Here is an 11,719-nt window from a genome sequence, read left to right as displayed (position 1 = left end):
CGTGCGAGGCTCAGCCGCGGCCGCGTTTGCGGCGCTGGCCGAGACCCATTTCCTTGGCGAGGCGCGAGCGCGCCTCGGCATAGGCGGGAGCGACCATCGGGTAATCGGCGGGGAGATCCCACTTCTCGCGGTACTCTTCCGGCGAGAGACTGTGATGGGTCATCAAATGGCGCTTGAGAGATTTTGAAGTTGCCGCCGCATTCCAGGCAGGTGATCTGATCATCCTGTACTGACTTCCGTACCGAAACGGCGGGCTTCTGCTTTTCGATGGTGGCTGCGGCGGGTTGCGGTGCAGACGTGTTGCTCAGTGCGGAATGCACGTCGGAAATCAAATTGGCCAGGTCACTCACCGGGACCACATGATTGCTGACATAAGCCGCTACGATATCGGCCGTCAGTTCTACCAGCAATTCCGGCCCGTTGCCGGTCGCGGTATCCGTCATATTCTGTTCTCCTGTTCGCATGCGTGGATGACCCTCTTTCGGAGGATCGCCTTCGTAGAGGCAAACAGTAAAAGGCCCAGACAGCGGCATCATGTCCTAAAACGCGAATCCACCCCCTAAATTCTTGAGACCGAAACCTGTTCTAATACTGCCCGAATACGAATCACAATCGCCGCACTCTTCGACCACAGCCTTCATTAGACATTCGAAATCAAAGCTAGAGATGGAATAGGCGAAACGATTCTAATTCGAAATCAGAACTCTACTTACACTTCAATTATCACTGTTTTACCGAAAGTCCAATTCTTATTTGCGGTTTTTCTACTTAAAAAGTTCAAAACACTAAGATTTTGCAAGCAAGGCTGCGGCTTTAGTTCACGATCGCGTGCATAACTTGCGTAAAGCGAGCTAAATCGCTGAAAATTATACTCTCATCGGCCTTCCATGTCGTCTCGAACCGAGAGTTCCCACAATTTATGCCCCGTTTCATGCGCCGCCTTGGCCAGGAGGTGCGCTGCGACCGGGGCGGTCAGCAGCAGAAAGACGACGCCTGCGAAAGCGCGCGCGAAAATTGCAAGTTCGCCGGAATAAAGGCCGGCAGCGAGCAGCAGCAGGCCGGAGCCGACGGAACCCGCTTTGGAGGCTGCATGCATACGCGAGTAAAGGTCCGGCAAACGGACGACGCCGATCGCCGCCGAGAGCGCGAAAAACGCACCGGCAAGCATCGTGAGGGCGGTTGCCGTGGCGACAACGTATTCCATCATCCCGTCTTTCCTTCCGTATCGCCCGGCGCCGGCGCCACTGCCTGTTCTTGCCCGGCCGGCGACGGCCCGGCTCCCGGCCCACGGCGCGACAGGACGAAGCGGGCGAAGGCAACCGTCGCGAGGAAGCCGACCAGGCTCAGTGCGATCGCGATATCGATGTAAAGCGCAAAGCGCGTCTTGACGGCGATCACCGCGATGAAGCCGATGGCAATGCCGGTCAGCGTATCGAGAGCGAGAATGCGGTCCGGCAGCGTCGGTCCGATGATCACGCGATAGGCGGTGAGCACGAAGGCGATCCCGAGGATCGCAAGCGTAACCGCGGCGGCGGCCGAAACAAGCGTAAACGGCGCGATCATCGGAAAGCCTCCATGATCTTGCGTTCGAAGCCGCTCGCAATGGCGCGCTTCGTCGCTTCCGGGTCGGCGCAGTCGAGCGCGTGGACATAAAGCGTCCTGCGGTCCTCCGAAACATCGACAGAGAGCGTGCCGGGCGTCAGCGTGATGAGATTGGCAAGCAGCGTGATCTCGAGATCACGATCGACGGTCAGCGGAAAGGCAAAGATGCCGGGCCGGATCTCCATCCTCGGCCGCAGCACCGTCCTCGCGACGGTCCAAGCCGAAAGCGCCAGTTCCTTCAGGAAAAGCAGCGCGAGTGACAGGACGAGGCGCGTGCGGTGAAGATAGCCCTTGCTGCCGGAAGGCTCGCGCACGATCGCCAAAGCGACGGCCCCGAGAACGAAGCCGAAGACAAGATTGTGCAGCGAGGCGCTGCCGGAAACGGCGACCCAGGCAATGGCAAGCAGCAGATTGACGAGGAAGGCGATCATTGCGCCGCTCCTTCCGGGAAGACAGAATGGATGTAGGCGCCCGGATCGGCCAGGCTTCCGGCGGCTGCCTGCGCCAGCGACAGCAACGGCTCCGGCAGGATGCCGAAACCGGTGACGAGTGCGGTCAGCGCCAGAAGCGGCAGCGCCGATTGCCAGCCGATCGCGACCGCCTCGACAAGGCGCCGGCGCCGGGCGCCAGTAGGCGAGCAGGAAGACGCGGCCGAAACAGATGGTCGTCAGGAACCCGCCGGCCAAAAGGGCAGCGGCAAGCCACCATGCGCCGATATCGAGCGAGGCCTTGACGAGGATGACCTTCGGCCAGAAGCCGGAAAACGGCGGCAGGCCGCAGGCGGCGAGGAAGAGGATGAGCGAGACGGCGGCAAACCAGCCGCACTCGCGATAGAGCCCGCCAAGCGCGCTGAGCTGGAAGCTGCCGCCGAGGCGGGCCGCCTGCCCCGCCAAGAGATAGAGTCCCATCATCAGCATGACGGAATGCAGCGCGTAGAAAACCGAGCCGCTGACGCCACCCGGCGTGCCGATTGCGATACCGGCAAGCATGTTGCCGATGCCGGAGATGACGACATAGCCGAGCATGCGGCGGATATCGGTCTGCGCCAGCGCGCCGAGTGCGCCTATGAGGACGGTTGCGGCGCCGACAAGCGCGATCATCAGGCTCAGCGCCTCGCGCTCCACCGGCAGCAGCATCACCACCACCCGGATCAACGCGTAGATGCCGACCTTGGTGAGCAGACTGGCAAAGAGCGCGGAGACGACGATGCGCGGCGTATGATAGGAAGCCGGCAGCCAGAAGTTTACCGGGAAAGCGGCGGCCTTCATGGCGAAGGCAAAAAGGAAGAGGGCCGCCAGCGTCATCAGCGGCGCGGTATCGCGCAGGCCCGCGACCTTCAGGGCGATGTCGGCCATGTTGAGCGTGCCGAAGATCGCGTAGAGGTAGCCGACCGCAATCAAAAAGAGCGTCGTGCCGATCAGGTTCAGCACCGCATATTTCATCGCACCGTCGATCTGCTCGCGCTCGGATCCGAGGATCAGCAGGCCGAAGGACGAGATCAGCAACACCTCGAACCAGACATAGAGGTTAAAAATGTCGCCGGTCGAGGAACACCCCGGACACGCCTGCCATCAGGAGCATCAGGAACGGGAAGAAGCCGAAGCGCCGCCCGCCCGCGTCGATGTCGGTGAGCGCATAGAGGCTGCCCGCAAGCGCCGCGATCGCGGCTGCAAGCGCCATCAGCGCGCCGAAGAGGTCGACGGTGAAGGCAATGCCGAAAGGCGGCAACCAGCGCCCCATCACCATCGTGACGGGGCCATCGTCGATCACCCGTTTCAACAACACCGTGTCGACCAGCACCAAGGCCGCCAGGCCGAGGACGGCGATCAACGCATGCAGGCGGACATGGGCGCGAAGCATCAGCATCAGCGCGCCGAGCACGATGCAAGTCACAACCGGCAAGAATCACCAGCCAATTGCCTGGGGGGACGGGTGCGGTGAGGAGCGCGGCGGAAAGGTCGGTGCCGATGGGGGCGGCCATTAAAAGCTTCCTCCTCTTCTCCCCAGCGGGGAGAAGTGCCGCGCGGAGCGAGGTGATGAGGGGGGCGGGCGGCGAGCGTCGGGAGCGCAAGCGACGGATACCATGTGCCGGGCCCACCCCCTCATCCGACCCTTCCGGGCCGCTTCTGCCCGCCGGGAAGAAGGGGGAATAGGCGGTAGCCCCAATGCAAAAAGCCAGCGCCACCAGCCGATTTCCCTCCCTGTAGGGGCGATGGCCGGCAGGACGGAGGGGGGTTATCATCCGCACCATCCTCATCTCAATACCCCACTGGCGGAAGCGGCGGATCGTCGGGCTCGGCGACGCGCATCTCGTCGGTGTTGTCCGTGCCGATGTCCTGATAGGCGCGGTAGGTCAGCACCAGCAGGAAGGCCAGGAAAGAGAAGGAGATCACGATCGCCGTCAGGATCAGGGCCTGCGGCAGCGGGTTGGCTGCACCGGCGGGCAGCGCGTCGAGGCCCGCCGGAATGATCGGCGGCACCTCGCGCGTCAGGCGGCCGGCGGTAAAGAGCAAGAGGTTCACGGCGTTTCCAAGGATCGCGATACCGAGCATGATGCGGATCGAGAATTTCGACAGCAGCAGGTAGATGGCGGCGGAAAAGAACAGGCCGACGAGGATCGCAAAAAGCGGCTCCATCACTCCACCTCCCTTTCCTCAAGGGCTAGCGCAATGGCGGTGATCGCGCCGACGACGACGAAATAGACGCCGATATCGAAGAGCATGACCGTCGAGAGCGGCACCTCGACGCCGAAGATTGAAGGATAGACCCACAGGCCGGTCATGAAGGGCACGGCAGCGGCGATCGAGACGCAGGCCGGCGACCGCCGACATCATCAACCCGGCACCGGCGATCGACAGCGGATGAAAGAGGATCGCCCGGCGCACAGCCGGCACGCCGGCCGCGATGCCGTAGATCGCCAGTGCCGAAGCGGCGATAAGCCCGCCGATGAAGCCGCCGCCCGGCTCGTTGTGGCCGCGCAGCAGGACGAAAACCGAAAAGAGCAGCATGAGCGCGACGAGGAAGGGGGCGATGGTGCGGAAGATGAGGGTGTTCATCGGGCTGGGCGCTCCGCTTGGCGGCGAGCGGCGGACGAGGCTACCTTCTTCGCCCATCAAGTCAGTCGATGGGGCACGCACGGACAACCGTACCTCATCACCCGCCCTGATCCTCGAAGGACCACCTCCACGTGCGCCACCCTGGCGATATGAATCCCGCTGAATGCGTGCGCTTTGCCACCAGCGCTCATCCCATACTCCCCTCATTCCTGTGCTTGTCGAAGGAATGTGGCCACGGCGCGTCTGCGCCGTGAATGAACCGCCTTTGGCACGGGAATGAGGGCGGTTGAGGCAATGCCGTCTCCAGACAACAGTACCAGGCGCTGCAAACCTGCCGGAATGGAAACCTTCGAGATGGAAACAAACGCCTTCACTCCGCCACCTCCACTCGATCCGGATCAGGCGCGACCAGCTTCCGCTCTCCCCCTGCCCGCATGCGGATCAGTGCGATGATGGCGAGGCCGGTGATCGCACGACGGCGATCTCGCCGAGGGTGTCGGTGCCCCGGAAATCGACGATGATGACGTTCACGACATTGGCGCCGTGGGCAATGGTTTTCGAATAGGTGTTGAAGAAATCCGTCAGCGCCGCATTGAACGGCTCCCTTCGTCGCCCGCATCAGGAGCAGCGCAAAGCCGAGGCCGCAGGCAAGCGCGATCGAGCCGTCGCCAAGGCGCTGACGCAGCGGACGCGGGTCGGTCGGCGAGAGGCGAAGCCTCGTCATGACGAGCGCCAGGATGACGACGGACAGCGTCTCGACCATGAACTGGGTGAAGGAAAGATCGGGCGCGCCGAACAGCAGGAAGATCAACGCCACGGAAAAGCCCTGGATGCCAAGCGAGATGATTGCCGTCAGCCGGTCGCGGGCGCAAAGCACTGCCGCAAGGCCGATCACGGCGAGCAGGAAGACCGCCCATTCATGGAGCTGGACGCCGCGCGGCCAGACGGGAAACGACGGCAGTTCGACCGTAAAGCAGCGGCGGCACGAGGAGTATCAAGGCGAGGCAGAGAAAGGTGCAGGTCACGTAGCATCTTCCAGCCGTCCCGGCTGGACGATGCGGGTGACGCGCCAGGCAAGGCGGACCAGCCCGGCGATGAAGACCTGATCGAAGCCGCGGTCCGGCCCGGCCCTGCAGCCTGCAGGAAGGTGCACCATCAGCGCCGCGGGCCAGCTCAATCTGCCAATAGACCGCAACGCCAAGGACCACGGTCGAATACGGAAAGCGCGAGCGGAAGGCCGAATATGCGGCATCGGCGAAATCGCAACGTCGATTGCATCGCCGGAATGGCCGAAGCCATCGGCGACGAGACGTAGTGATGCGCAATGCCGGAAAAGAGCGCGCTAGCAAGGCCCAACACTGCCAGAATGCCGGGACCGAGCCAGAGCAGGACGGGCGCCTCGTTCGGGATGTTTCGGGGTTTCGCCGCCTGACCGACGAAGGGCTTCAGGCCGACCGCAAAGGCAATTGCGAACATCAGCGCATTGCCGAAGATCGCGACTGCCGGTGAACACCAGCGAGCGCAGGTTGCCACCGGCGATCGCTGCGTAGATCTCCTCTGGGCGAGGAAGCCGAAGACGGGCGGAAGGCCGCCCATCGAGACGCTGCGGCGAGCATCGCAATCGCAAAGGTCAGCGGCATGGCGCTCATCAAACCACCGAGCTTCGTGATATCGCGGGTGCCCGTCTCGTGGTCGAGGACGCCCGCGATCATGAAGAGTGCGCCCTTAAAGAGCGAGTGCGCCACCAGGTAAAGCACCGCAGCTTCGATGGCGTATTCCGAACCGAAACCGGTAAGCAGGACGAGAAGGCCGAGCGAAGAAACCGTCGTATAGGCGAGCTTCAGCTTCAGGTCGGCATGGGCAATGGCGAGCGCCGAACCGGCAACCAGGGTGATGCCGCCGAAGAACGGCAGCAGGATCTCCCAGGCCGGTGTGCCGCCCATCACCGGGTTGAGCCGCATCAGGAGATACACCCCGGCCTTCACCATGGTTGCGGAATGCAGGTAGGCTGATACCGGCGTCGGCGCCTCCATGGCGTTCGGCAGCCAGAAGTGGAATGGAAACTGCGCCGATTTGGTAAAGGCGCCGCACAGCACGAGACCGAGCGTTGCCAGATAAAACGGGCTGCGCACCGCGACGACATCGCCGAAGGGCGAAAGCAGCGACATCTGCGTGACGCCGGTGATGTTCCAGAGAAAGAGCAGGCCGGCCAGCAGGCAAAGCCCGCCACCGCCCGTCACCCACCAGCGCTTGAAGTGCCGCCCGTCGTGCCGCCTCCCGCTCATGGTCGAAGCCGATCAGCAGGAAGGAGGTGATCGAGGTCAGCTCCCAGAAGATGAAGAACATCAGGAAACTGTCCGAAACGACGACGCCGAGCATCGCGCCCATGAACAGGAAGCAGAAAGGAGAAGAAACGCCCCTGCTGCGGATGTCCCTTCAGGTAGCCGCCGGCATAAAGCACGATCAGCGTGCCGATGCCGGTAATCAGCAGCGCAAAGGTGAGCGACAGGCCGTCGAGAAACCAAGAGAAGCTCAGATCGTAGAACTCGGCACCCAGGAATATCCGCCAGTCACCACCTCGCCGCGGGCGACGCCAGGTATGAAGCGGAGGAAGTGCAGGAACGAGCAGGAACGGCACGGCCGCCATGCACTGCCAGGCGCCGCTTGCGCCGAGCCGGCGAATGACGAAAGGGGAAAAGCAAGGCGCCGAGAAGCGGCAGGCACAAGGCCAAAAACGTCCAGACCAGTGACACCGGCCATGTCCCCTCCCTCATTGCCAGAAAGTGATGCGTTGTGCGCGAACTTAGGGTAATCGGCAAGCGCCCTCAAGCAATTTCGGCGGAAGGTTTGCAGGACGAATGATCGCAGGCGGGACCGATCAGTCCTGGCGGAGCGTAGCGGCAGACGCAAACATGTGAAACAGCAGGACAACCACCGTCAGCGGCCAGAGAATGCATGCCACCGCGCCTGCGAGGCGGGCCAACGTCCAACCATCGTGGTTGGCCGCAGCCCTCCCAGCAAAGTCATCGTCAGAAAGAGCACAGCCACAAGGCAATAGGCCCACGGCAGAACAAGCAGACGAACACGTCCATATCCCCCGCCTGGCATCAGCCGCCATGGCTGAAGAGTACGTTAACGGCGCGGTCGGGATCGAAACCATCAATTCGGATTAGCTACAGGCCGCGCATTTCACAGCCGACTGCCGATCGCCCTTACCTTGCCCTCTCCCCGAGGGCCTGTCAGCGACGCCGCAGCCTTTCCGCGAATCTCGCGGATGCACACTGGATGAGCCTTGTGCAGATATTTCGAAGGCCCCCCACAGAACATGATCGCCGGGCTAATCCGTCCTGTCTCGATCCCGCTTGTCTTGCGCCCCACATTCTGGCCGAGACCAGAGCTCGCCTCCCCGGCGCGAAAGGAGCATGCCTGATGTCCGACACCACGACCGCCAAAGTCCGCAAGACCGATGCAGAATGGAAAGAGCAGCTGACGCCGGAGCAGCTACCCGCATCACGCGCCAGCACGGCACTCGGAACCGCGCCCTTACCCGCCCCGACCGGGATAGCTTCGAGACCGGCCTCTACCGCTGCGTCGGCTGGAAATGCCGCGCCGCTCTTCCGCTCCGATACCAAATTCGATGCCGGCTGCGGCTGGCCGAGCGATTTCGAACCGGTCTCGCCGGATGGCGTGACAGTATGCATCGCGAACAGCTCCTACGGCATGGTGCGTACGGAGATCCGCTGCAGCAGATGCGATGCACATCTCGGCCACGTCTTCCCCTGATGGCCCGCCGCCGACGGGCCGGCGCTGATCCTGCATCAACGGACATTCGATGGCGTTCGAGCCGGGGAAGAGAGGCAACGCACCGGGGGCTCGATCACCACCGCCAGCGATCTTCCGGCAAGGGAAACGCATCCACCGCCGCGCCCTGTCACAGGGATCAGGGGCAGCGCAAGACAGCCATACGTCGTTTGCCGCTCCCTCGCCTGCGATTGAAGCGCCAAGAATGCCCGCCTGAACGCCGAGGGGTCACTTCGAAAACCCTGAGTTCCATGCAGGTGAGATCGAGCCAGCGGCCGAACTTGGTGCCGACCTCGGAGAAGGTGCCGACGATGCGGAAGCCGAGGCTTTCGTGCAGGCGGATCGAGGCGACGTTTTCCGACTCGATGCCGGCGATCATGACGTGAACGCCGTTCTCTTTGGCCTTCTCGATAAGCGCCTGCATCAAAAGCTTGCCGACGCCGCGGCGCGGCAGTCCTTGTGACATAGACGGAGTGCTCGGCCGTATGGCGATAGCCGTCGAAGGCCCGCCAGTCGCCGTAGGTGGCGTAGCCCGCGACCTGCCCCGCCTTTTCCGCGACGAGAACCGGAAAGCCCTCGCCTTGCGCGCCCGGAACCATTCCGCGCGGTTTTCGAGATCAACAAGGGTTTCGTTCCAGATCGCCGTCGCGTATTCGACGGCGTGGTTGTAGATGGCGCGGATCGCCGCAAGGATCGGCTTCGGTGGCCTCGCGCACGAGGACGGCGTCGGTCATGTCATGTCCATTCCGGTTCGTTCGGCCCAAGCGCATACGCCCGGCCTTCGGCGATGTAAACCGCGAATTGGCGCTGAAGAAGAACGATCAGAGCCTGCCAGCGCCGATGCTGAAGCAGGTGAGCACCGCCGAATAGTGTACCGCTGCGGCAGCAACCACGAAGCCATGCCAGATGGCGTTCTGGAAGCGCAGCTTTTCCCAGACGTGGAAGATCGACACCTGCCGAATAGATGATGCCGCCGATGACGATCAAAGAGCATCGAAGCGAAGGGAATGCGCGAGGCGACCGGCTCGGCAACCAGATGCCGCTCCAGCCCATGGCGAGATAGAGCAGGATCGTCAGCTCGCTCGTAGCGTCCCGGAAAGGCGCATTCGCAGCAGGATGCCGGCGGCCGCCATCGCCCAGATGGCGATCAGCATGGCGAAGAGCAGCGGGTCGTCGGCACCGCGTTCGAGGAAGGGCGTATAGGTCGCGGCGATCAGGATGAAGATCGCCGAATGATCGAGCCTGCGCAGGTACCATTTGGTGGGCGACACCGGCCAGGCATTGTAGGAAAAGGATATGCCGAGTGTCAGCACAAGGCCGATGCCGTAAATCCAGGCGGCCGCGATCTCGCCGTAGGTAGCTCCAGACCGTCGCATAGAAGATCAGCACGGTCGCACCCACGAGCGCAAGCGCCAGGCCGACGCCATGCACGATGCCGTCGGCGATCAGCTCGATATCTGTCGTAAGCCCAGCGAATGCCGTTGAACCCGCCCATTAATGCGCACCCATTCCTCGACCCTTACCGATGCTCTCACTGTAACGGCCGGCCGCGCAACGGCCCGGCAGCACCGTGCGCGGTAGAAAAACTTCATGAAACGCTTCGGTACCTTACCTGATCCACCAGCACCGAGCATTTGGCGTGGCGTACCACCCGGTCAGCGGTCGCACCGATGGAGTAGCTTCGAGAAGTCCGGAGACATGCGAGGCGATGATGATGAGGTCGGCGCGGCGCGCCTCGGCGGCGGCGAGTATGCCGTGCGCCGGCGGGCCGCGGCCGATCTCCACCTTCGCCCGGAGTCCCGGCTCCTTCAGCCGCAGCTGCTCCAGCTGCGCGCGTGCTCAGATCATCGATCGCATTGTCGATCAGTTCAGCCCGGTAGGTCGACGGCGATATAGGTCGGCACGTCCTGCACGACATTGAGCAGGATCATCTCACCGCCGGCATCAGAGCAGCGTCCTGGCCGCCTTGCGGGAATGCCCTTTCCCCCTCCTCGACCGTACCCATCTCGATAGGGACGATGATCTTCTTGTACATGGTTTCCTCCACAGCGGGCTTGCCTACCAAAAGAAGATAACGCGCGGTGGACAGGTTCAAGTGGGCACAAGCGATCGTCGACATTCGCTCAACGCTTCATCCTCAAAAACTGATCTTCTGTGAACAATCGGGATCCGCCATATAAACTACAACGTACAGCGGCTCGAGAGGACTTGAAGGCGAAATGGACCGGCGAACATTCCTCGAGCTTGCCGCAGGCAGCGCCTTCGGCTGCCACCGCCGGGGTGCGCCTTTCCTCTTCCATGGCAGGAGATCGACATATGACGACCGAAACCTCTTATGCGCTGACACGGCCTGCCTATGTCGGCCAGTCGCATCTGGTCGCCACCGACCTGCCGCTGGTCTCGAGCTTCTATCCAGTCCATGCTCGGCCTCACGGTGATCGAGAAGGCGCCGAGCGGCGAGGTGCTCGGCGTGAACCGGCTGCCACTCCTGACGCTGACGACGGACAGCAAGGCGCAGATCGCGCCGCGCAATGCGGCTCGCCCTTCGACACCGCCTTCCTGATGCCGAACCGCACTCGGGACTTGCCCGCTGGCCGCGCCATGCGGCCCATAACCACGTCCGCGCTCGACGGCGCCTCCGATCATCTCGTCGAGCGAAGCCATTCTATCTCTCCGATCCCGAAGGCAACGGCATCGAGATCTACGCCGACCGGTCCCGAGCACGAGGCCTGGAACTTCCACCAGGACGGCCAGGTCGAAACGGCAACGATCCGCCTCGATCTGCAGGCCCTCTACGTACAGTGCGCCCGAGGACGCCTGGGGGGCGGGGCACGGCCGACGGCACGCGCGATCGGGCATATCCACCTGCAGGTCGGCGACATTCCGCAAGCCGATGCGCTTCGATCGCGACGTCCTCGGCCTGAAGCCGACGGCGCGCTATCCCGGCGCGCAGCTTCTTCTGCAACTGGCGGCTGACCACCATCACATCGCCGCCGACATCCCGAACAGCCGCGGCGCCGGCACTCGCGCCGACGGTATCTGACCGGGCGCTTTCACGACTGCACGCTGCGCTTCAACGACAAGGCGGCGCTCGACAATGCGGTGGCGGCAATCGACCGGCTGGAGATCGAAGAGCGCAAAGCGCGACGGCGGCGTGTTCCTCAAGGATCCGTGGGGCATCGGGCCGACGCTTTCGGCTCGAGGCAACGGCCCCTCCCCCGATCCTGCTCGGAGCCGCCACGCCCGCGCCTCGAACACCA

4 protein-coding genes and 9 pseudogenes are annotated in these 11,719 nt (G+C 63.1%); 2 read left to right on the top strand and 11 right to left on the bottom strand.

The window, feature by feature from the left end:
• Nucleotides 1–10: 10 nt before the first annotated feature.
• The 8 genes and pseudogenes from ACW4PC_RS01125 to ACW4PC_RS01090 all read right to left on the bottom strand — a co-directional run bounded on the left by ACW4PC_RS01125 (nt 11) and on the right by ACW4PC_RS01090 (nt 7,418).
• Nucleotides 11–443 (bottom strand): annotated as a pseudogene (locus ACW4PC_RS01125) (MucR family transcriptional regulator).
• Between the two features lie 431 nt (nt 444–874).
• A complete protein-coding gene (gene mnhG / locus ACW4PC_RS01120; RefSeq protein WP_455872591.1) occupies nt 875–1,207 on the bottom strand; it encodes a monovalent cation/H(+) antiporter subunit G in 333 nt (110 codons plus the stop codon).
• Entirely contained in the window at nt 1,204–1,563 is a 360-nt protein-coding gene (locus ACW4PC_RS01115; protein ID WP_455872590.1) for a cation:proton antiporter, read from the bottom strand. Before ACW4PC_RS01115 ends, mnhG begins: the two co-directional genes overlap by 4 nt.
• Nucleotides 1,560–2,033, bottom strand: coding sequence for a Na+/H+ antiporter subunit E (locus tag ACW4PC_RS01110; protein WP_455872589.1), 474 nt, complete (start codon nt 2,031–2,033; stop codon nt 1,560–1,562). The genes ACW4PC_RS01115 and ACW4PC_RS01110 overlap by 4 nt, the downstream gene beginning before the upstream one ends.
• A pseudogene (locus ACW4PC_RS01105) lies at nt 2,030–3,583 on the bottom strand (Na+/H+ antiporter subunit D). The gene ACW4PC_RS01110 and the pseudogene ACW4PC_RS01105 overlap by 4 nt, the downstream one beginning before the upstream one ends.
• Nucleotides 3,584–3,860: 277 nt before the next feature.
• On the bottom strand, nt 3,861–4,238 hold the full coding sequence (locus tag ACW4PC_RS01100) for a Na+/H+ antiporter subunit C (RefSeq protein ID WP_039844325.1): 378 nt from the start codon (nt 4,236–4,238) through the stop codon (nt 3,861–3,863).
• Nucleotides 4,238–4,658 (bottom strand): annotated as a pseudogene (locus ACW4PC_RS01095) (Na+/H+ antiporter subunit B). The gene ACW4PC_RS01100 and the pseudogene ACW4PC_RS01095 overlap by 1 nt, the downstream one beginning before the upstream one ends.
• 370 nt (nt 4,659–5,028) lie before the next feature.
• Nucleotides 5,029–7,418 (bottom strand): annotated as a pseudogene (locus ACW4PC_RS01090) (putative monovalent cation/H+ antiporter subunit A).
• Nucleotides 7,419–8,087: 669 nt separating this feature from the next.
• Between ACW4PC_RS01090 and msrB the strand changes: the two are divergent.
• A pseudogene (msrB, locus tag ACW4PC_RS01085) lies at nt 8,088–8,469 on the top strand (peptide-methionine (R)-S-oxide reductase MsrB).
• Between the two features lie 129 nt (nt 8,470–8,598).
• On the opposite strand, the pseudogene ACW4PC_RS01080 reads toward msrB, so the two are convergent.
• The 3 pseudogenes from ACW4PC_RS01080 to ACW4PC_RS01070 form a co-directional block, all read right to left on the bottom strand.
• Nucleotides 8,599–9,193 (bottom strand): annotated as a pseudogene (locus ACW4PC_RS01080) (N-acetyltransferase family protein).
• A gap of 87 nt (nt 9,194–9,280) precedes the next feature.
• Nucleotides 9,281–9,954, bottom strand: a pseudogene (trhA, locus tag ACW4PC_RS01075) (PAQR family membrane homeostasis protein TrhA).
• A 93-nt stretch (nt 9,955–10,047) separates the two neighbouring features.
• A pseudogene (locus ACW4PC_RS01070) lies at nt 10,048–10,494 on the bottom strand (universal stress protein).
• Nucleotides 10,495–10,775: 281 nt separating this feature from the next.
• Between ACW4PC_RS01070 and ACW4PC_RS01065 the strand changes: the two are divergent.
• Nucleotides 10,776–11,658 (top strand): annotated as a pseudogene (locus ACW4PC_RS01065) (VOC family protein); the annotation flags it as partial.
• Nucleotides 11,659–11,719 lie beyond the last annotated feature (61 nt).

The sequence above is a fragment of the Rhizobium yanglingense genome (genome assembly GCF_977109285.1).
This window is presented reverse-complemented; position numbering and strand designations above follow the sequence as displayed.

Excerpts from the sequence above, each read along its gene's own strand:
- mnhG (WP_455872591.1), bottom strand. The coding sequence starts at position 1,207 with ATGATGGAATACGTTGTCGCCACGGCAACCGCCCTCACGATGCTTGCC.
- ACW4PC_RS01115 (WP_455872590.1), bottom strand. The coding sequence starts at position 1,563 with ATGATCGCGCCGTTTACGCTTGTTTCGGCCGCCGCCGCGGTTACGCTT.
- ACW4PC_RS01110 (WP_455872589.1), bottom strand. The coding sequence starts at position 2,033 with ATGATCGCCTTCCTCGTCAATCTGCTGCTTGCCATTGCCTGGGTCGCC.
- ACW4PC_RS01100 (WP_039844325.1), bottom strand. The coding sequence starts at position 4,238 with ATGGAGCCGCTTTTTGCGATCCTCGTCGGCCTGTTCTTTTCCGCCGCC.